Here is a 19567-nt window from a genome sequence, read left to right as displayed (position 1 = left end):
CGCTGAACAGTCAGCGGGTCGCGGTGCGCACCCAGCGCACGATGTCCGCCGCGCCCAACGCGCCGGACATGCGCGCGGACTCGCGGCCGTTCTGGAACAGGATCATCGTCGGGATGCTGCGGATCTGATGGCGCGCCGCCAGCGCCGGATGGGCCTCGGTGTCCAGCTTGGCCAGGCGCACCTGCGGCTCCAGCTCGCGCGCGGCCTGCGCGAACGCCGGGGCCATCGCGCGGCAGGGGCCGCACCAGGGCGCCCAGAAATCCACCAGCACCGGAATGTGGCTGCGCTGCACGTGGCGCTCGAAACCATCGGCATCCAGCGCCAGAGGGGCGCCGGCGAAGAGCGGCTGATGGCACTGCCCGCAGTCGGGCGCGCTCGCCAGCTGGTCCGTCCGCACGCGATTGGTGGTGTGGCAATGGGGGCAGACGATGTGGAGGGGCGAGGTGTCGTTCATGGAAGGCCGCAATGAAGAAGGGTGGTGGCCCAGGCTGGCACAGGGCACCGGGGCAGGCCCATCGCACATGGGCGCTGCGGCGGGCGTTTTCAACCCGCCTACAGCCGCCCTGCCTTGGCGCCTACAGCCCGCGCGAAGGCTTCTGGTAAGGTGGCTGGCAATGCAAAATCTACCGCTACTGACTGCGAGATACGCACTTTTCCTCGATTTTGACGGCACGCTCGCCGATATTGCGTCCCACCCCGATGCGGTGCAGGTGCCCCCGGGCATCGTGCCGGCGCTGCAGGCGCTGCACGAAAGGCTGGGCGGTGCCCTGGCCATCGCGACGGGCCGCACGCAAGCCGACATCGACCGCTTCCTGTCCCCCCTTCAGCTGCCGCTGGCCTGCGAGCATGGCGCCCAGTACCGCCTGAACAGCGGGCTCGTGGGGGCCGTGCCGGCCATGGATCTGACGGCGGTCATCCGCACCATCGAGGCACTGCGCGACCGCTATCCCGCCCTGGTCCTGGAACGCAAGAGCGCCGGCGTCGCGCTGCACTACCGGCAGGCGCAGGAACTCGAAGCGCTGTGCCGATCGACGCTGGAGCATGCGCTGAAGCACGCGCCCGGGCTCGAACTGATGCAGGGCAAGTGCGTGCTGGAGATCAAGCCCTCGGGACCTAGCAAGGGACGGGCGATCACCGACTTCATGCAGCACCCGCCCTTCCAGGGCCGCATCCCCGTATTCGCGGGCGACGACGTGACGGACGAGAACGGCTTCGTTGCCACCCAGGCCCTGGGCGGCATTGGCATCAAGGTGGGCCCTGGCGAGACGCAGGCGACGGTGCGCTGCGACGACACCACCGTCCTGCGCGAATGGCTCTACCAGATGGCGGCGCCGGAAAGGCCCGCCGCATGAAGACCGGTTCCCATTTCGGCCCGCCCGCCGATCCCTCGCTCACCCTGGGCCTGATCGGCAACTGCGCCATCAGCGCCCTGGTGGATGCGCAGGCGCACATCGTGTGGTGCTGCCTGCCCCGCTTCGACGGCGATCCGGTGTTCAACGCCCTGCTGCAGCCGGGCGACGAAGGCAGCCGCTTCGCCATCGAAATCGAAGACCTCGCCACCACCGAGCAGTGGTACGAGCCCAATACCGCGGTGCTGCGCACGCGGCTCACCGACCGTTCGGGCAACAGCATCGAGATCACGGATTTCGCCCCGCGCTTCTACGCCCGGTCGCGCTACTTCCGGCCCATGATGCTGGTGCGCCGCGTGCGCCGACTCGAGGGCGCACCGCGCATCCGCGTGACGGTGGACGTGCGCTACGGCTGGGGCAAGGACGCGCCCGAGATCACGCAGGGCAGCAACCACATCCGCTACGTGGGCGAGGAGCTGACGCTGCGGCTGAACACCGACGTGCCCATCTCCCACGTGCTGTCGGGCCAGCCCTTCGTGATGGCGCGCGAGCACAACTTCCTTCTGGGTGCCGACGAGTCGCTGCCCGCCGGCATTGCCGACACGGCGCGCCACTACGAGCAGGAAACCGTGTGGTACTGGCGCCATTGGACGCAGCGCCTGGCCGTGCCGCTCGAATGGCAGGACGCGGTGATCCGCGCGGCCATCACGCTCAAGCTCTCGCTGTTCGAGGACACCGGCGCCATCGTGGCGGCCATGACCACGAGCATCCCCGAGTCGGCCGACAGCGGCCGCAACTGGGACTACCGCTACTGCTGGCTTCGCGATGCGTTCTTCGTCGTGCGGGCGCTCAACAGCCTGTCCGAGACGGCGACGATGGAGGATTACCTGCGCTGGCTCAGCAACGTGGTGGCCGAGGCCAGCGACGGCCACATCCAGCCGCTGTACGGCATCGGCCTGGAGCACGACCTGCCCGAGGCCTTCGTACCGCACCTGGCCGGCTACCGGGGCATGGGCCCGGTGCGGGTGGGCAACCAGGCGGCCGAGCATTTCCAGCACGACGTGTACGGCAACATCATCCTGGGCGCGGCCCAGGCCTTCCACGACCAGCGGCTGCTGCACCCGGCGGGCGCGACCGAGTTCTCGCGCATGGAGCAGATCGGCGAGCTGGCCGTGCGCGTGTACGGCCAGCCCGACGCCGGCATGTGGGAGCTGCGCACCCGCGCCCGCGTGCACACCTCGTCGGCGCTGATGAGCTGGGCCGCCTGTGACCGCCTGGCCAAGATCGCCCGCTCGCTGCAGTTGCCGGAACGCGCCGACTACTGGAGCGCGCACGCCCGGTCGATGCGCGACGAGATCCTGGAAAAGTCCTGGAGCGAGGAGCGCCAGGCCTTTGCCGAGAGCTTCGGCGGCAACGAACTGGACGCCAGCGTGCTGCTGATGGCCGAGGTGGGCCTGATCGACCCGATGGACCCGCGCTTCGTCTCGACGGTGGACGCCATGGAGGCGTCGCTCTGCGACGGCCCCTACATGCGCCGCTATGAGGCCCCCGACGACTTCGGCAAGCCCGACACCGCCTTCAACATCTGCGCGTTCTGGCGCATCGACGCGCTGGCCCGCATCGGCCGAAAGGCGCAGGCGCGCGAGATCTTCGAGGCCCTGCTGGCCACGCGCAACCCGCTCGGACTGCTGTCCGAGGACACGCACGCGCAGACCGGAGAGATGTGGGGCAACTTCCCGCAGACCTATTCCATGGTCGGCATCATCAATGCCGCCGTCCGGCTGTCCGACCCCTGGGACAGCGTGATCTGAAAGGCGCCGCATCCGCCACGCCCACCCCGACTGCCCGTTCGCACCGCAAGGAAATTTCCCATGAGCCGCCTCGTCGTCATCTCCAACCGCATCGCCGATCCCCGCAAGCCCGCCGCCGGAGGCCTGGCGGTCGCGCTGGGCGAGACGCTGAGCCGCACCGGAGGCCTGTGGTTCGGCTGGAGCGGCAATATCTCCGAAGACGGCCTGCCCGGTGAAGGCAAGCTGCAGACGCGCCAGGCGGGCACCGTCACCCTGGCCACCGTGGATTTGTGCCAGGAAGACCACGACAGCTACTACAGCGGCTACAGCAACAGCGTGCTGTGGCCCGTGTTCCATTACCGGCTGGACCTGGCGGATTTCAACGCCAGCTACATCGCCGGCTACCGCCGCGTGAACCAGATGTTCGCCCGCAAGCTGCTGCCGCTGCTCAAGGAAGACGACACCATCTGGGTGCATGACTACCACCTGATCCCGCTTGCCGCCGAGCTGCGGGCGCTGGGCTGCCGCCAGCGCATCGGGTTCTTCCTGCACATCCCGGTGCCCCCGCCGCTCATCATGGCCGCCATCCCGCAGCACGAATGGCTCATGCGCTCCCTGTTCGCCTACGACCTCGTGGGCCTGCAGAGCGAGGCCGACGTGTCGCACTTCACGCGCTACCTGAGCAACGAGGCCAATGCGGAAACCGTCGGCCCGCAGCACCTGCGCGCGTTCGGCGCCACGGTGCAGGTGGGGGCCTTCCCCATCGGCATCGACGTGGACGAATTCACCCGCCTGGCCGCCGCGCCCGAGGCCGTGCAGACCTTCACCGCCATGCGCGACGAGTATTCGCGCCGGCGCCTGCTGCTGGGCATCGACCGGCTGGATTACTCCAAGGGCATCCCGCAGCGCGTGCGCGCCTTCCGCGAGCTGCTGGCGCGCTACCCCGAGAACCACCACAGCGCCACGCTGGTGATGATCGCCTCGCCCACCCGCGACAGCGTGGACGCCTATGCCGACCTGCGCCAGGAACTGGAAGGCCTGTGCGGCGCCATCAACGGCGACTACGGCGAACTCGACTGGATGCCGCTGCGCTACATCCACCGCACCGTGGCCCGCAAGCGCGTGCCGGGCCTGTGCCGCGCCGCCGCCGTGGGCCTGGTGACGCCGCTGCGCGACGGCATGAACCTCGTCGCCAAGGAATACATCGCCGCCCAGGACCCGGACGACCCCGGCGTGCTGGTGCTGTCGCGCTTCGCCGGCGCGGCCGAGCAGATGAAGGAAGCGCTGCTGGTCAACCCCTACGACACGCAGGGCATGGCCGACACCATCCAGACCGCGCTGCAGATGCCGCTCAAGGAACGCCAGCGGCGCCACCAGGCGCTGATGGAGCGCATCCGCGAGCACGACATCCACTGGTGGCGCAAGACGTTCCTGGAGACGCTGGGCTGAGGGGTTGCAGCCGGATGGCCCGGCTCGAAAATGCCGGCAAGACCGCCTCGGCCGCCACGACCACGGCGCGCGCCTGAATCGCCCGCCCCCCCTCAGAACGCCTTCAGCCGCGCCTGCAGAAAATCCAGAAAGCACGCGATGCGCACGGCCAGCTGTGTGTTGCGGTAGTACACCGCGCTGATCGGCTGGCGCACGTCGGCCGTGTCCTTCGCCAGGACCTGCACCAGATCGCCCCGGTCGCGGTCGGCGGCGGTCATGAAGTCGGACAGGCACACGATGCCCGCACCCCGCAATGCCAGCTGGCGCAGCGTTTCGCCGCTGGAGGCGGTGATGTCTGGTGCAATGGCCCATTCGTCGCCATGCGCGCCGCGCAGCGGCCAGCGGTTGAGCGATTCGACCTGTGAAAAACCCAGCAGCGTGTGGCGGCCGAGGGCCGCCGCGGTCCTGGGCCGGCCGTGTTCGGCCAAATAGGCCGGACTCGCCAGTACCCGGATGCGGCTCGTGGCCAGCGGCCGGGCGTGCAGCGTGGAGTCGCGCAGCGGGCCGATGCGGATCGCAACGTCGGTGCGGCGCGCCAGCAGGTCGATGTTCAGCTCGTCGGTGTCCAGCTCCAGCGTGATCTGCGGGTAGGCGCGGCAGAACTCGGGCACCAGCGGAACGACGGCGTGCAGCATGAACGGCGTGGCGGCGTTCACGCGCAGTCGGCCGGCGGGCTGGAGCCGGCGTGCGGCCATGTGCTCCTCGGCGTCGTCCAGCGCGGCGAGGATCGCGCGGGTGCGGGCCAGGAAGGCCTGCCCCTCTTCGGTGAGTTCGATGCGGCGCGTGGTGCGGCGCAGCAGGGTGGTCTCGAGCTTCTTCTCCAGCCGCGCCAGCGCCCGGCTGATGCCGGAGACGGTCTGGCCCAGGTGCTCGGCGGCGGCCGTGATGGAGCCACCGTCCACCACGGCGGCAAAGGCCTGGAGTTCTTCGAGCGTGGTCTTCATGGTGCGTGGTCCGGCCGTTTCATTGTTGATTCCAGGGCAAGTATCTGTGGAGTGAAACCGGGTGTTTCTGCAAAGGATAAACCCGCAGACTCGGCGCATCTTCAGGAGTGCTTCCATGCCCATTGCCTTGTTCGCGCTGACGCTCAGCGCTTTCGCCATCGGAGCGACTTCGTGATCGTCAGCCTGCTGCCCACGGCGGCGGCGGATGTTTCCATCGGCCTGCCCTCGGCCGGCCTGCTGGTGTCGCTGCCCCTCACGCACTACAGCGCGGTGCTGGACCGCCGCAGCCGCTTCGCGGTGCGCACGGGCAATCCGGCCGTCGCAGTCCATTGATCTGGCCGCTTTGCATGGCCAACCTTTTTCCGTTCACCCCTTCATTTCCATCGGAGACTTTCATGACCACACCCGTTGCCTCCCCCACCGTGCCTGCCTTCGGCCTGGGCACCTTCCGCCTGAAGGACCAGATCGTCATCGACTCGGTGAAAACCGCGCTGGCGCTGGGCTACCGCCACATCGACACCGCGCAGATCTACGGCAACGAGTCCGAGGTCGGCCAGGCCATCGCCGAGAGCGGCGTGCCGCGCGACGAACTGTTCATCACCACCAAGGTCTGGACCGACCACCTGGCGGCCGACCGGCTCGCTCCCAGCCTGAAGGAAAGCCTCGCCAGGCTGCGCACCGACCGGGTGGACCTCACGCTGATCCACTGGCCGTCGCCCGGCGGCGCGGTGCCGGTGGGAGAGTCGCTGGGCGCACTGGCCGAGGCCCAGGCGCAGGGACTGACGCGGGCCTTCGGCGTATCGAACTTCAACATCCCCCTGCTGCGCGAAGCCATCGCTGCCGTGGGCGCGGACCGCATCGCCACGCACCAGATCGAGCTGCACCCCTACCTGCAGAACCGCGCGGTGGTGGACTTCGCGCGCAGCCAGGGCATCCACACCACGTCGTACATGACGCTGGCCTACGGCCAGGTGCTGCAGGACCCGGTGATCCAGGCCATCGCGGCGGAACTGGCGGCCACGCCGGCGCAGGTGGCCCTCGCCTGGGCCATGCAACTGGGCCATGCGGTGATTCCCTTGTCCACGCAGCACGCTCACCTGCAAAGCAATCTGAAAGCACCGCAGCTGCGCCTGACGGACGGGCAGATGCAGCGCATCGCCGCACTGGAGCGCGGCGGCCGGCTGGTCGATCCGCAAGGCCTGGCACCGGCCTGGGACTGACCCGGCCCGCCCCGTGCCCGGCGGCGGCTATTCCTCGGACGAAAAGCCCGACGCCGCCACCACGGGTGCCCAGCGCTCGCGCTCCTGCGCCAGTTGCCGCGCGAACTCTTCGGGGGTGCTGCTGACGGGCTCGAAGCCCAGCTTGGCCAGCGACTCCACCACGGCCGGATCGCGGATCGCCTGCTGCGCCAGCGCCAGCAGCCGGTCGACCTGCGCGGCGGGCGTCTTGGCGGGCAGGTACAGCCCATAGCTTTCCACGCCGTGGATGCCGGCGAAGCCCTGCTCTTCGAACGTGGCGACATCGGGCAGGAAGCGCGAGCGCCGCGTGTCGGTCACGCCCAGCACGCGCACCCGGCCGGTGGGCAGATGCGGCAGGCAGTCGCCCACGCTGAAGCAGCCGGAGGCGACCTGCCCGCCCATCAGGTCCTGCAGGCCCGGGGCCGCGCCACGGTAGGGCACGTGCGTGAGCTGGATGCCGGCCGCGCGGGCGAACTGGGTGCCCAGAAAGTGCGGCATGGCACCGGCCGCGGGCGAGGCGTAGCCCTCGGGCTCGGTCCGCGCCTTCGTCCAGTCGGCGAACTGGCGCAGGGTCTTGACCGACTCGGGCACCTTCGGCCCGACCATGAAGCCGCAGGTGGACAGGGCCACCGGCGTCACGGCGATGAAGTCCGTGGCCGGCCGGTACTGCAGGCGCTTGTAGACGTGCGGGTAGATGGTCAGCATGGACGAGGGGCTGAGCACCAGGGTGAGCCCATCGGGCGGCGCGTCCTTGAGCGTGGCCAGGGCAATGCGCCCGCCCGCGCCCACCTTCTGCTCGACCACCGTGGTGGTGCCGGTGCGGCCACGCCACTGCTCGGCCAGGCGGCGGGCCACCACGTCGATCGATCCCCCGGCGGGAAACCCCACCAGGATGCGGGGCACGCCCTGCTGCGCCCGTGCGGGCGCTCCCAGGCCAGCGGCGGCCAGCCCTGCCAGCGCCAGGCCGGCCTGGCGTCGGTTCATCTTCGTCATGCGTTGTCTCCTTGTGTGGGTTCTGTTGGGGCAAGGCCGGAAAGCATGCCAGACGGCCGCGCCGGCCGGAACCATGGGGCCATCAGGGGGGGGCGGGGATCAAGGGAGGGGCGCGGACGACGCCGCTGCCGCCGCCGTTGCCAGGCGCTCCAGCAGCGGATGCAGTTGCCCGCCGCCCTCGCCCACCGCCTGCACCAGCGCCGCATCGTGCGCCAGCACCGCCTCGCTCAGCCGCTGCAGCGCGGCGCGGCCCGCGGGCGTGGGGTGCAGGGTCCAGCCCCGGCCATCCAGCGGATCGGCGGCGCGGCGCACCCAGCCCTGGGCGTGCAACCAGTCCACCAGGCGCATGCCGCCGCTGCGGTGCAGCCCCATCGCATCGGCCAGCACGCCCTGGCGCAGACCCGGGTTGCCCGCCACCAGCACGAGCGCGGCGAAGCGCTGCGGGCTCACGTCGGCCTGCGCGGCGACGGCCCGCTGAAAGTGCAGGTACAGCGCGTTCTGCGCGCGCCGCAGCGCATAGCCCATGAGCTGGTCGAGCACGCCGTAGTCCAGGCCCGGCAGGGGGCGCAGTTCGCCCTCGGGCGCATCCGGGGCGCGCGCCGGCGCCGCAGGCTTGGCCGGCGCATGGGAGGGCAGGGTTTTCGCGCGTGCCGATTTTTGTTGCATGGCGCAACAATAGGCCGCGCCATCGCACGGCGTCAAGCAGGACAACCCGGAGACACACCATGCCCTCTGCACCGCTCCACATCGTCGTCGCCGGCGGCGGCATCGGCGGCCTCACGGCCGCGCTGGCCCTGGCGGCGCAAGGCCACCGCATCACCGTGTGCGAGGCGTCCGCGCACCTGAAGCCGCTCGGCGTCGGCATCAACCTGCTGCCGCACGCCGTGGCGGTGCTCGATGGCCTGGGGCTGCTGCCCGCGCTGCGCACGATGGGGGTGGAGACCGCGGCGCTGGTCTTCGCCAACCGCCACGGCCAGCCGATCTACGAAGACCGGCGCGGCGTGGCCGCGGGCTACAGCCATCCGCAGTTGAGCGTGCATCGCGGGCAGCTGCAGATGTTCCTGTGGGACGAGGCGGCGCGGCGCCTCGGCGCGGCGGCGATGCGCAGCGGCGCCCGCATCACCGGCAGCACGCAGGACGACGCCGGCGCCACCGCCCACATCGCCCATGCCGATGGCCGCACCGAGGCGCTGCCCTGCGACCTGCTGATCGGCGCGGACGGCATCCATTCGGCGCTGCGGCGCCAGTTTTTCCCCGATGAAGGCGCGCCGTGCTGGAACGGCATGATGATGTGGCGCGGCACCACGGTCGCGCGGCCTTTCCTGGACGGGCGCACCATGGTGCAGGCCGGCCACCGCCGGGCGAAGTTCGTGGTCTACCCGATCGCGCCGCCCGCGGCGGACGGCACGCAGCTCATCAACTGGGTGGCCGACCGCCGCCTGCGCGAGGACGGCTTCGGCGGCGGGCTCCGGGCGCCCGACCGCGCCGACTGGAGCCGGCCCGGCGCGGTGGACGACCTGCTGCCCACCTTCGGCGCGTGGCGCTTCGACTGGCTGGACGTGCCCGGCGTGATCCGTGCGGCCACGCAGATCCTGGAGTGGCCCATGGTGGACCGCGACCCCCTGCCCCGCTGGCGCCACGGCCGCGTCACCTTGCTGGGCGATGCCGCGCACCCCATGTACCCCATCGGCTCCAACGGCGCCACGCAGGCCATCCTGGACGCCCGCGCGCTGGCCGATGCGCTGCACGGGCAGCCCGACCCCGTCGCCGCGCTGGAACACTACGAGGCCGCGCGCCGCCCCGCCACCGCCCGCATCGTGGCCCTGAACCGGCAGGAGGGCCTGGACGCCATCCTCGACATGGTGGAAGAACGCGCCCCCGAGGGCTTCGCGCGCATCGCGGACGTGATGGACCCGGCCGTGCTGGCGCGCTGGGTGCAGGAATACAAGGCCGCGGCCGGCCACCGGCAGGTCGAAGCAAAATCGGCCTCCAGCACATGATTGACTAGGGCATAATGCTATTATTTTTATAGCAATCGGCCGTCTAGCTCCCCAACGGGGCGCGGGCGGGCGGCGCCCCGGCGCCCACTGCCGATAATCGCCCGATGCCCCGCACCTCCCAACAACTCCATCCCCACCGCGAACCGGTGGCCACGCGCGCCGCGGCCACCGTGCTGCTGCTGCGCGACGCGCCGGCAGCCGGCGGCGGCACCGGGCTCGAAGTGCTGATGACGCGCCGCTCGCCCAACGCCAGCTTCGCGCCCGACGCCTACGTGTTCCCGGGCGGCGGCATCGACGCGCTGGACGCCGCGCCCGCCTCGCACGCCGCCGCGGACCGGCGCGCCACGCAGAACGACCTGCGCGTGACCCAGGCCATCGCCGCCATCCGCGAGAGCTTCGAGGAACTGGGCGTGCTGCTGGCGCGCCATGCCGATGGCCGCTTCGCCGGTGCCGCTGACATCGCCGCGCTCGACCGCCACGCGCCGTTCGTGGCGCAGTGCCAGGCGCGCGGGCTGCGGCTGGCTGCCGATGCCGTGTTCCTGCTCGCCCACTGGACGGCCGACCGCGACCTTCCGCGCCGCTTCGACGTGCCCTTTCTCGTGGCGCGCATGCCCGAGGGCCAGGAACCCGTGGCCGACGAGGCCGAGCAGTTCGAGCCGGTGTGGGTGCGCCCGGCCGACGCGCTGGAGCGCCATGCCGCAGGGCGCTTCTTCATGATCTACCCCACCATCCGCACGCTGGAGCGCCTGGCGCGGTTCGACGGTGTGGACGCCGTGCTGGCCGCCGTGGCGCACGAGGCGCCGCTGTGGACCAGCTGCCCGCGCGCCGGGCTGCTGGCGGGCCGGGAGTCGCGCCACATGGAGCACGAGCCGCCCTTTGGCGAACTGGCGCTGGTGTGCCCCGACGGCCAGATCGTGCACCCGCTCGACTGGCAGAGCGACCGCCCGGTGCCGCTGCTGCGCAATGTGCAGCGCCTGACCGCGCCCAACCCCGGCGTGATGACCGGCCCCGGCACCAACAGCTACCTGGTGGGCGACCCGGCCACGGGGTTCATCGCCATCGACCCCGGCCCGCAGGATGCCGAGCACCTGGAGCGCCTGTGGCGCGCGGCCGGCGGCGACATCCGCATGATCGTGTGCACGCATTCGCACCCCGACCATTCCCCCGGCGCGCTGCCGCTGCAGGCCCGGGTGGCCGCCCATGGCCGCGCGGCGCCGCCCATCCTGGGCCTGCCGTCGGCGCCCACCGCGCGCGCGGCCAGCCACTTCGTGCCCGAGCGCGCACTGGCGCAGGGCGAGCGGCTCGTGCTGGCCGGCCCGTCGCCCGAGGGCGAAGTCACGCACACGCTGGAGGTGGTGCACACCCCCGGCCACGCGGCCAACCACCTGTGCCTGCTGCTGGTCGAAGACAGCCTGCTTTTCAGCGGCGACCACATCCTGAACGGCAGCACCACGGTGGTGGACCCGCCGGACGGCAACATGGCCGACTACCTCGATTCGCTCGACCGGCTCGATGCGCTGTGCGAGCGGCACGGCGTGCAGTTCATCCTGCCCGCGCACGGCTACGTGCTGGGCGATGCGCGCGGCGCCATCGCCGGCCTCAAGGCCCACCGCCTGGCGCGCGAGGCCAAGGTGCTGGCCGCGATGCGGGCCTTTCCCGATGGCAGCCCGGACGACTGGGTGCGCCACGCCTACGGCGATGTGCCCGAGCGCATGTGGCCGGTGGCCCGGCGCTCGCTGCTGGCCCATGTCGAGCGCATCCGCGCACTGAACCTTTCCCTGGAGCCCGGCCATGTCTGATCCCAACCGCGAACACATCCGCCTTGCCAAGCGCGTGGCCGAACAACTGGGCTGCTCGCGCAGCACGGCCGAGCAATACATCGAGGGCGGCTGGGTCCGCGTGGACGGCCGCGTGGTCGAGGCGCCCGGCGCCCGCGTCTCGCCGCACCAGGCGGTGGCCATGGACCAGGACGCCAACCTGATGGAGCTGACCCCGGTGACCCTGCTGCTGCACAAGCCCGTGGGCTACGAAGCGGGACTGGGCGGCCCGGGCACACCGCAGGGCCCGGTCGGCGCGGCGCCGGCAGGCCCAGGCCGCCATGGAAGCCACGGCAGCCGCAGCCAGGGCGAGCCCTCGGCGCTCACCCTGCTCGGCGCGGCCTCGCACGCGGCCGACGACGCCAGCGGCACGCGCGTGCTGCAGCGGCACTTCCGGGCGCTCGAATGCTTCACCCCGCTGCCCACGCCCGCGAGCGGCCTGGTCGTCTACACGCAGGATGCGCGCATCGCCCGCAAGCTGGCCGAGGACATCGAATCGCTGGAGCAGGAATGCATCGTCGAGGTGCAGGGCACGCTGTCCGACAGCGGCCTGAAAAAGCTCTGCCACGGCCTGAGCTTCAACGGCCGACCGCTGCCGCCCATCAAGGTGAGCTGGCAGAACGAGACGCGCCTGCGCTTTGCGCTCAAGGGCATCCGCCCCGGGCAGATCCCGGCCATGTGCGAGGCCGTGGGCCTGTCGGTCGTGGCCATCAAGCGCATCCGCCTGGGCCGCGTGCCGCTGGCCAAGGTGCCCGAGGGCCAGTGGCGCTACCTGCAGCCGTGGGAAAAGTTCTGACGCCGGCGGGCGCCCCGCCGCGCGCAGCGCCACCGCAAACGCTACAAAATCAGTAGCTGCCACCGCAATTTGGTATTGCGCTACAGGCCGATGGACAGGCCACCGATGCCCCAGGGGCTGCGCTACACTCCGCGGCACCGAGGAGAGCAGCCCATGGACATGACCCCACCACCCGCAGACAGGGTGTCTTCCACCTTCACATCGCACGGCATCGAACCGCATGCCTTGGTCTTCACCGGCAGCGGGGGCGAATACTTCCGGGTGTGGATCGTGAACGTGCTGCTGGGCATCCTCACGCTCGGCCTGTACACGCCCTGGGCCCGCCGGCGCACCGCGCAGTACTTCTACGGCCACACCCTGGTCGCCGGCAGCCCCCTCGAATTCACCGCGCAGCAGCGCCGCATGGTCTTCGGCTTCGTCGTGCTGCTGGGCCTCACCGCCGCCTACCAGATCGCCGTGCGCACGGGGCAGGACGCCACCGTGGGCCTGTTCCTGATCGGCGGCGCCCTCCTCGCCCCGCTGATCTGGGGCAGCGCCATGCGCTTTCGCCTGGCCAACACGCGCTGGAAGGGGCTGCGCCTGCAGTTCAACGCCAACTGGCGCGAGGTCTACCAGGCCAGCTGGCCGGTGTTCGCCATCGCCCTGGTGGGCCTGGCGGTGTTCTTCGGTCTGCAGGCCCTGGCGCCCGAGGCGCAGTTGCCGGCCGGCGGGCGCAAGCTGCCGAAGGTGACGGGGCCCATGTGGGGGCTGCTGGCCGTGGGCCTGGTGCTCATCGTGCTGTGCTTCATCCGCCTCGAATACAACTACCGCAGCCTGCTCGTGCTGCGCTCGCAGATCGGCGCCGAGCCCGGCCGCTGGAAGCCGGAGTACGTGGACTTCGTCAAGGTCTGGGTCGCCACCGTGCTGGTGTTCCTCCTGTCGTCGGCCGTGCTGGGCGCCGTCATCGCCGCGGCGCTGAAGGGCTCGTGGGCGCTGCTGGCCAACTCCACGCAGCGCATGGGGATGTGGCTGTTCGTGTTCATCGTGCTGGGCTTCATTCTGTTCTTCGTGGTGTTCCTGCTCGCATCGGCCCCCGCGCGCGCCTTCCGCGAAGCGCGCATGTTCCAGCTCATGTGGAACAACATCGGCGTGAGCCACATGGCCCGCTTCAAGTGCGACCTGCGCGCGGGCCGCTACGTGGGGCTGCGGCTCAAGAACATCCTGCTCACCGTGGTCACGCTCGGGTTCTACCGCCCGTTTGCCCGCGTGAGCGAATACCGCATGAAGCTCGAATCGGTCACCCTGCACATCAAGGGCGGCGTGGACCAGGTGGCCGGGCAGCTCGTGCGCCAGCAGCAGGGCGGCGTGGGCGATGCGCTGGCCGACGCGGCCGGCCTCGACCTGATCGGCTGACGCTTCGCCGTTGCCGCACCGCGACCGCATGGCCGCCCCTTCCGTGCCCCCGGCCGCTTCGCCCCCCCACCCTGGGGCGCCGGCGCTGGTGCCCGCGCGCTGGTACGACGGGCGCAGCAGCAAGGCGCAGCCAGCGCTCGTGGGCCTGTCGGCCGGCGCGCGCGGGCCCACGCTCACGCTGCACCCCCTCGCCCCCGGCGCCCCGCCCCGCGTGTTCGGCTTTCGCGAGGTCGATTGGCCCGAGGCCTGGAGCGAGAACCGCCCCACACCGCGCATCGTGGTGGACCTGCGCGACCACGGCAGCCTGGAGATCGAGGCGGTCAGCGCCTGGCAGGCCGCCATGCACTCGGCCGGCCACCGCCCCGGCATCGCGCAGCGCATGCAGACCCGATGGACCGTGCTGGCCGCCACCGTGCTGGCCTCGGTGCTCGCGCTGGTGCTGTTCTACCGCTACGGCACGCCCTGGGCCGCCACGCAGCTCACGCGCCACGTGCCGATCGCCTGGGAGGCCGCATTGGCGGACCGCGCCATGCAGCAGATGGACCACGGCACGCTCAAGGCCAGCACCCTGCCCGCGGCGCGCCAGACCCAGTTGCGCGAGCGCTTCGATGCGCTGGCGGCGCAGGCGCGCACCCTGCCGCCGCGCTACGGCGGCTACACCCCGCGCCTGCAGCTGGAGTTCCGCCAGGGCATGGGCGCCAACGCCTTCGCCTTGCCCGGCGGGCGCGTGGTGATGACCGACGGGCTGGCCCAGGCGGCCGCGAAGAACGGCCTGAGCGACGACGCGCTGGTCGGCGTGCTCGCGCACGAAATCGGCCATGTCGTGCACCGCCACACCACGCGCACCGTGGTCGAGCAAGGCGTGCTCAACATCGGCCTGGGACTGGCCTTGGGGGATGTGTCGGGCCTGCTGTCCACCGGCGGCGCGCTGCTCACCGGCCTGGCCTACAGCCGCGACCACGAGCGCGAGGCCGACTGCTACGCCATCGCGCTCATGGGCCAGGCCCGCCTGCCCACCGCGCCCATGGCCGACCTGCTGCTGGCCATTGCGCACGACGAGGAAAAGAAGCACCCCGGCGCCCCGGCGGGCAAGCCCCAGGAAAGCAAGGGCCAGAGCGATCCGCCCAAACAACGCTCACCGGGCGTCGAGCCCGGCGGCGAGGGCCTGCTGTCGCTGCTGAGCAGCCACCCGGGCACCGTGCAGCGCGCGACCGAGCTGCGCGAGGGCCGGGCACCGCACTGCGCCCGCTGAGCCGGGCGGCGGCCTCAGCCGTCCTCAAGGCAGCGCATTGGACCCGTGGCTGATCGGGCAACCGAACAGGTCGCCCAGCCAGTCCGCCACCTTCTCCAGCTCATAGCCCAGCGCGACCATGGCCTGCTGCACTTCGGCCGCCAGGGCGCCGAGGCTTTGCAGCACCGAGGCGAGGTCCTTGCCCAGTTGCTTGAACTGGTCCTGCAGGATCTGGCCGACGAGCTGCAGGCCGTTGACGAAGTTGCGCCACTGGTCCTTGACCCAGGCCACGAAGCTGCTCAGGCCGGACAGCACCGCCTGGATCAGGGCCGAGGCCTCCTGCTTCAACGCGGTGAGCAGGTGGCCCGCCACGTCCTTGAGCTGGGCGATGACGCCGGCCACGTTCACGTTCAGCAGGGTGTAGGGGCTGGCCTCGTCGCCCAGGTGCAGGTCGAGCCCGAACAGGCTGAAGTCGAAATACCCGGTCACCACCAGCGCCTGCATCGAGGCCGAGAAGCCCAGGCCGGCCGCCACGCTGAAATCGGGCAGCTGGATTTTGGGCACCAGCGTCACGCCCCAGAGGGTGATGCCGTCCCACTCGATGTCGTGCCAGCCGAAGTTGAAGCCGAACGAAGCGCTGAGCTGCTTGGCCTTCGGATTGAGCATGAACGTGATGCGGTCGCCGGCCCACGCGCCGCAGCCCCCCGTCGGCTGGCCGTTCTGCACCGCATAGTCCAGCTGGAACTGGTTGTCGGTGGTGGCGAGTGCGTAGAGGTGGTCTTCCACCACGTCCAGGAACTTCAGGTACAGCGACGAATAGAAGCGCACCGGATTGCCGCCATTGATCTGCGGCACCACGATGCCATCCGGCGTGGCGGCGATCGCCAGCATCGGACCCTGGCCGTTCGGCTTGCTGGTGGTGGGGTCCCAGCCGGACAGCGCAAACACACTGCCCCAGGCAATCGCTTTCTGCACCAGGATGTAGCCGGAAAAGCCGGCCTTGGCATCGGCCGACTCAGCCAGCGTGGCCGTCACCTGCACATCGTCCTGGTCCAGCAGGCTGAACTCGGCCTGCAGCCCGAAGCCGGCCGGGAACGGGCCTCGGTCGCCGATCTTCTGCAGCTGCGCCCCTTCCACGAACCAGAAGGTGAACTGCTTGATGCTGATGATCTCGTCGAGAAAGCGCACCACGTCGGCGATCTCGGGCTCGTGGTCGTTGTCCAGCGTCTGCGGGGAGAAGTCGAGCGCGAAGGCGGCGTTGAACACATTGGACAGCTGCATCGGCTGCTGGTCGGCCTGCGTCCAGACCGCGATGCCGTTGGGCACCTCGAAATCCACCACCTCCACTTCGAAACCCACGTCGAACTCGTACTGCGGCGCTTTGGGGTTCTGCAGCTTGAGGTCACCGCCCGCGCTCAGCGTCACGCCGGCGGCCTCGGCACCCACCGTCACCGTGCCCTGCAGCTCGACGATGTCCACGGTCTGCAGGCCAAAGGGCTGATTCCAGTTCTGCAACGTGAGGGTGATGCTCAGATCTCCCTGCGACGGAACGATGCTGCCCGTCAGGCCCAGCGCGATCTCGGTGCTGGCATCGGGCCGGAAGACACCGGACGCACTGGCGCTCGCGCTGCTGCTGCCCTGGCCCGGGTCTTCCCATTCGAGCTTGAAGCCGTCGAACTCGAACACCCCGTTGCCCTGGGCACTGAACGTGTTCTTCAGCACCGCCTTGAGCGTCTTGTCGCCGCCGTCCTTGGCATAGGTGGCGAACAAGGCCAGCTGCGACACGTCGCCCATGAAGTTGGCGATCGCCTTCAGGGAGTCGGTGAGTTGCAACGACGAAAACAGCACGAAGCCGGGGGCGATATCGAAATCGGCCGCGATCGCGGGCACATCGTCCGCGCTCAGCAGGCCGAGCGAGGCCAGGCTGCCGGACTGGCCCGTGATGGTGGACACCACCACCCCGCTGTCGTTAAAGGTCAGTGCCGACAGGGGCGTCCACAGCGACCCCGGCGACCACTGCTGGACCACCGCGCCGAACATGACGCCCGCGCCCTGGTCGGTGCGCTGCACGCTGAGCGCGGCATTCATGAAGGGCTGGTCGGAGTACAGCAGGCTGCCTTGCCCGTTGAACTGGATGGACGGGCCCGTGGCGTAACTCAGCGTCAACTGCCCCTGGGAAAAGGCGATCTGGTTGGCCGGCGTCCAGTCCAGTTCCGCAGGCCACAGGCTTTGCAGCGGCCATTGCAGGCTCGCGCCCATGGTGGCGCTCAGCACCATTTCCACGCCGCTGTCGCCCCGGCTGAACGTCAGCACCACCTGCGCATCGGTGTACTGCTTGCTGGTGAGCGTCAGCGTGGCGCCGCTCGGGGTCGCCTGCAGATCGAGATCGGCGCCGTCGAGCTGCGCCTGCAGCTGCAATTGCTTGCTGGAAGGATCGACCGCCAGGCTGGCGGACGGGCCGAGCTGCAGCGTGATGCCGTTCAGGTAGTAGCCGAGCGCCGTCTGGATCGGGCCGGGAAACTGGGTTTGGGCCAGTTGCAGGACCTTGCTGGCCGCGTCGGTCTTCAGGACGCCCTGGAGGGTGGTGTAGATGTCGTTGCTCATGGCGTCACTGCCCCAGGTTCTTCAAGGCCGAGCGGGCGAACTGGGTCGCCGCGTCGCTGATCTGCTGGAGGTTGTCGGCAATAGCGTCGTTCAGCGCCGACACCACCTGCTCGATCAACTGCGGCTGGCTGAGGAATGCATTGATGAACATCGCATAGGCACTCTCGTCGTCCGGCAGCGAGATGGTGAGCAGCACATCCTGGTCGCCCGCCACCAGCCGGATCTGGCTGTAGGTCAGCTCCAGGTCGTCCGGCGTATCGCCCGACGCGGTCAGCGCAGTCTGGATGCCCAGCGTGTTGCTGTTGTTCTGGAGGCTGAGGTTCAGGGTGCCGCTCAGCGGGATGGGGGCGTTCTGGTTGACCTGCACGTTCAGGGTGAAGGGGGTGCTGGCCGTGGCCGGCGGCGAGGGCACCGTGCGGGGGGCACCCTTCACTTTCACCGTCGGCCCGGGGTTCATGGTGCCCAGCAGCAGCGTGGCGCTGGCCTGCGGATTGGTGGGATCGCCCCCAAAGACGATATTGTTCGGAGGCGCCACCACGTTCGACAGCCCCTGGACCGCCAGGCTCTGGAGCACGATGTCCGACAGCGCGATGTTCTGCCCCATGATCGACGTCTTGAAGGGGCCGGGAATGCTCAGGTTGACGGCGGTGTAGGGCTCCAGTACCGGCGATGTCGATCCCAGCACCAGGGTCGGCAGATAGACGTAGCTGCTCGGGTCGTTGAGCGCGCCGCGCGCCCGGTCGAACAGGTATTTGTCCACCGCGTTCGCATCCGTGTCCACGGTGCTGCCTGCCACTTGGGTACTGCCGAAGATGTCGTCGAAGGCGTTCTTCAGCTGCTGGTTGAGCAGCTTCCCAACCTGGGTCCGGTTGCCCGAGTCCATCAGCGCGTTGTTGACCTGGGTGCTCAGCAGTTGGGCCGCATCCCCGGTGGACAGCACCTGCTTGAAGAACTGGCTCCACGGCGCATAGAAGACGCTGGTGTTGATGTAGGCGGGAAAGGGCACCGGCGAGATGCTCTGGTACTGCAGGTTCTGCAGCGTGAACGTGGGCGTGGTGCCTTGCACCGCGACGAGCTGGACGGTGTTCAGGTCGATCTGCAGCGCCGCGCTGTTGCCGGTGCCGTCCACGGCGACGGTCGTTCCCGAAACCACCTTCGCGTTCGACAGGGTCAGCAGCGCGATGCCCGTGGCCAGGCACTCGAAGCCGTTCGCATGGTCGGACGACAGCGTGAGCCCCAGTGTCGGCGGCGGGGCGACGACGTTCATCTGCTTGTCGACGAAGCACAGGCACTGCTTGAGCGTGAACCCCAGCCCGTCGAAGGCAGTGGGGGGGCTGGTCGTGCTGTCCGTTCCCTTTTCAGGGCCTGCCAGCGCCAGCGGCTGGTTCCAGTCCTGCCCCGTGGAGGCGTAGGCATTGAGGTTCAGCGTGATCTCAGCGGTATAGCCGGCGTTGCTGGTGGTGACCGCCGGGGGCTCTCCACTGACCTGGATGTTCGCCAGCCCCTGGATCTCGATGCTGCTCACGTCCAGATCCGGCCCCACGCCGGGATACGGAATCACGTTCAGGTGCTGCGACATGATGTAGGTCACGGCGGCCTTGGCGTCATCGACCATCTGCTGCGTGACGGGGGGCGTGGGGTTGGTCTGCAGGCTCAGCTGGCCGATCAGCGGAAACAGGGCCTGGAACCAGGACGTGGCCATGTCGGCCGAGATGTCCTGCGCGCCGCCGATGTTGTCCAGGTTCCATTGATTGCCCTTCAGCGGCAGATACTTGTTGCCGCTCCCATCCGTCATGCCGGACAGCGCGACCGGCAGGAAAAGGCTGTTGTCAGGCGCGTTGTCGTTGGCCTTCTGCATCAACGTGTCGTACACGAAATGGAATAGCTGCAAGCCCATGGCGGCGTCCTCTCGAAAATATTGGCGG

15 protein-coding genes and 1 pseudogene are annotated in these 19567 nt (G+C 69.8%); 10 read left to right on the top strand and 6 right to left on the bottom strand.

The window, feature by feature from the left end:
- Positions 1–10 precede the first annotated feature (10 nt).
- Positions 11–454, bottom strand: coding sequence for a thioredoxin TrxC (trxC, locus tag AVME950_RS09825; RefSeq protein WP_284429682.1), 444 nt, complete (start codon positions 452–454; stop codon positions 11–13).
- A 160-nt stretch (positions 455–614) separates the two neighbouring features.
- On the opposite strand from trxC, the gene otsB reads away from it, so the two are divergent.
- Genes otsB through otsA form a run of 3 tightly spaced genes read left to right on the top strand, consistent with a single transcriptional unit; the run spans position 615 to position 4588 of the window.
- Positions 615–1352 (top strand): trehalose-phosphatase, encoded by a 738-nt coding sequence (gene otsB / locus AVME950_RS09820; RefSeq protein WP_284429681.1) that lies wholly within the window; start codon positions 615–617, stop codon positions 1350–1352.
- Positions 1349–3160: a glycoside hydrolase family 15 protein gene (locus tag AVME950_RS09815; protein WP_284429680.1), complete on the top strand. Its 1812-nt coding sequence runs from the start codon at positions 1349–1351 to the stop codon at positions 3158–3160. The genes otsB and AVME950_RS09815 overlap by 4 nt, the downstream gene beginning before the upstream one ends.
- Positions 3161–3220: 60 nt before the next feature.
- Complete coding sequence (gene otsA, locus AVME950_RS09810) at positions 3221–4588, top strand: alpha,alpha-trehalose-phosphate synthase (UDP-forming) (RefSeq protein ID WP_272565231.1); 1368 nt, start codon at positions 3221–3223, stop codon at positions 4586–4588.
- 92 nt (positions 4589–4680) lie between these two features.
- Here the strand turns inward: otsA and AVME950_RS09805 are convergent, their stop codons facing one another.
- Positions 4681–5571 (bottom strand): LysR substrate-binding domain-containing protein, encoded by an 891-nt coding sequence (locus AVME950_RS09805; RefSeq protein WP_284429679.1) that lies wholly within the window; start codon positions 5569–5571, stop codon positions 4681–4683.
- A gap of 115 nt (positions 5572–5686) precedes the next feature.
- Between AVME950_RS09805 and AVME950_RS09800 the strand changes: the two are divergent.
- Both AVME950_RS09800 and dkgB read left to right on the top strand, forming a co-directional pair.
- Positions 5687–5820 (top strand): annotated as a pseudogene (locus tag AVME950_RS09800) (MFS transporter); the annotation flags it as partial.
- A 146-nt stretch (positions 5821–5966) separates the two neighbouring features.
- Positions 5967–6791: a 2,5-didehydrogluconate reductase DkgB gene (gene dkgB / locus AVME950_RS09795; protein ID WP_284429678.1), complete on the top strand. Its 825-nt coding sequence runs from the start codon at positions 5967–5969 to the stop codon at positions 6789–6791.
- Positions 6792–6818: 27 nt separating this feature from the next.
- On the opposite strand, the gene AVME950_RS09790 is transcribed toward dkgB, so the two are convergent.
- Complete coding sequence (locus AVME950_RS09790; protein ID WP_284425388.1) at positions 6819–7802, bottom strand: Bug family tripartite tricarboxylate transporter substrate binding protein; 984 nt, start codon at positions 7800–7802, stop codon at positions 6819–6821.
- Positions 7803–7901: 99 nt separating this feature from the next.
- Positions 7902–8468, bottom strand: a complete 567-nt coding sequence (locus tag AVME950_RS09785) for a MarR family winged helix-turn-helix transcriptional regulator (RefSeq protein WP_284429677.1) — start codon at positions 8466–8468, stop codon at positions 7902–7904.
- Between the two features lie 59 nt (positions 8469–8527).
- Between AVME950_RS09785 and AVME950_RS09780 the strand changes: the two genes are divergently transcribed.
- The 5 genes from AVME950_RS09780 (at position 8528) to AVME950_RS09760 (ending at position 15059) form a co-directional block, all read left to right on the top strand.
- Positions 8528–9802 carry a flavin-dependent oxidoreductase gene (locus AVME950_RS09780; RefSeq protein ID WP_284429676.1) on the top strand — a complete coding sequence of 425 codons (1275 nt, stop codon included), beginning with the start codon at positions 8528–8530 and terminating at the stop codon, positions 9800–9802.
- A gap of 104 nt (positions 9803–9906) precedes the next feature.
- A complete protein-coding gene (locus AVME950_RS09775) occupies positions 9907–11601 on the top strand; it encodes an MBL fold metallo-hydrolase (RefSeq protein WP_284429675.1) in 1695 nt (564 codons plus the stop codon).
- On the top strand, positions 11594–12415 hold the full coding sequence (locus AVME950_RS09770; protein WP_284413923.1) for an RNA pseudouridine synthase: 822 nt from the start codon (positions 11594–11596) through the stop codon (positions 12413–12415). The genes AVME950_RS09775 and AVME950_RS09770 overlap by 8 nt, the downstream gene beginning before the upstream one ends.
- Positions 12416–12574: 159 nt before the next feature.
- Entirely contained in the window at positions 12575–13807 is a 1233-nt protein-coding gene (locus tag AVME950_RS09765; protein ID WP_372588280.1) for a YjgN family protein, read from the top strand.
- Positions 13808–13835: 28 nt separating this feature from the next.
- Complete coding sequence (locus tag AVME950_RS09760) at positions 13836–15059, top strand: M48 family metallopeptidase (protein ID WP_284429673.1); 1224 nt, start codon at positions 13836–13838, stop codon at positions 15057–15059.
- A gap of 24 nt (positions 15060–15083) precedes the next feature.
- Here the strand turns inward: AVME950_RS09760 and AVME950_RS09755 are convergent, their stop codons facing one another.
- Positions 15084–17642 (bottom strand): hypothetical protein, encoded by a 2559-nt coding sequence (locus AVME950_RS09755; protein WP_284429672.1) that lies wholly within the window; start codon positions 17640–17642, stop codon positions 15084–15086.
- Positions 17643–17646: 4 nt separating this feature from the next.
- Entirely contained in the window at positions 17647–19539 is a 1893-nt protein-coding gene (locus tag AVME950_RS09750; protein ID WP_284429671.1) for a hypothetical protein, read from the bottom strand.
- Between the last annotated feature and the right edge of the window lie 28 nt (positions 19540–19567).

The organism is Acidovorax sp. SUPP950 (assembly GCF_030158935.1).
Lineage (GTDB): Bacteria > Pseudomonadota > Gammaproteobacteria > Burkholderiales > Burkholderiaceae_C > Paracidovorax.
This window is presented reverse-complemented; position numbering and strand designations above follow the sequence as displayed.

Excerpts from the sequence above, each read along its gene's own strand:
- AVME950_RS09805 (WP_284429679.1), bottom strand. The coding sequence starts at position 5,571 with ATGAAGACCACGCTCGAAGAACTCCAGGCCTTTGCCGCCGTGGTGGAC.
- AVME950_RS09765 (WP_372588280.1), top strand. The coding sequence starts at position 12,575 with ATGACCCCACCACCCGCAGACAGGGTGTCTTCCACCTTCACATCGCAC.
- trxC (WP_284429682.1), bottom strand. The coding sequence starts at position 454 with ATGAACGACACCTCGCCCCTCCACATCGTCTGCCCCCATTGCCACACC.
- AVME950_RS09815 (WP_284429680.1), top strand. The coding sequence starts at position 1,349 with ATGAAGACCGGTTCCCATTTCGGCCCGCCCGCCGATCCCTCGCTCACC.
- AVME950_RS09785 (WP_284429677.1), bottom strand. The coding sequence starts at position 8,468 with ATGCAACAAAAATCGGCACGCGCGAAAACCCTGCCCTCCCATGCGCCG.
- dkgB (WP_284429678.1), top strand. The coding sequence starts at position 5,967 with ATGACCACACCCGTTGCCTCCCCCACCGTGCCTGCCTTCGGCCTGGGC.
- AVME950_RS09750 (WP_284429671.1), bottom strand. The coding sequence starts at position 19,539 with ATGGGCTTGCAGCTATTCCATTTCGTGTACGACACGTTGATGCAGAAG.
- AVME950_RS09770 (WP_284413923.1), top strand. The coding sequence starts at position 11,594 with ATGTCTGATCCCAACCGCGAACACATCCGCCTTGCCAAGCGCGTGGCC.
- AVME950_RS09755 (WP_284429672.1), bottom strand. The coding sequence starts at position 17,642 with ATGAGCAACGACATCTACACCACCCTCCAGGGCGTCCTGAAGACCGAC.
- AVME950_RS09790 (WP_284425388.1), bottom strand. The coding sequence starts at position 7,802 with ATGACGAAGATGAACCGACGCCAGGCCGGCCTGGCGCTGGCAGGGCTG.
- otsB (WP_284429681.1), top strand. The coding sequence starts at position 615 with ATGCAAAATCTACCGCTACTGACTGCGAGATACGCACTTTTCCTCGAT.
- AVME950_RS09780 (WP_284429676.1), top strand. The coding sequence starts at position 8,528 with ATGCCCTCTGCACCGCTCCACATCGTCGTCGCCGGCGGCGGCATCGGC.
- AVME950_RS09760 (WP_284429673.1), top strand. The coding sequence starts at position 13,836 with ATGGCCGCCCCTTCCGTGCCCCCGGCCGCTTCGCCCCCCCACCCTGGG.
- AVME950_RS09775 (WP_284429675.1), top strand. The coding sequence starts at position 9,907 with ATGCCCCGCACCTCCCAACAACTCCATCCCCACCGCGAACCGGTGGCC.
- otsA (WP_272565231.1), top strand. The coding sequence starts at position 3,221 with ATGAGCCGCCTCGTCGTCATCTCCAACCGCATCGCCGATCCCCGCAAG.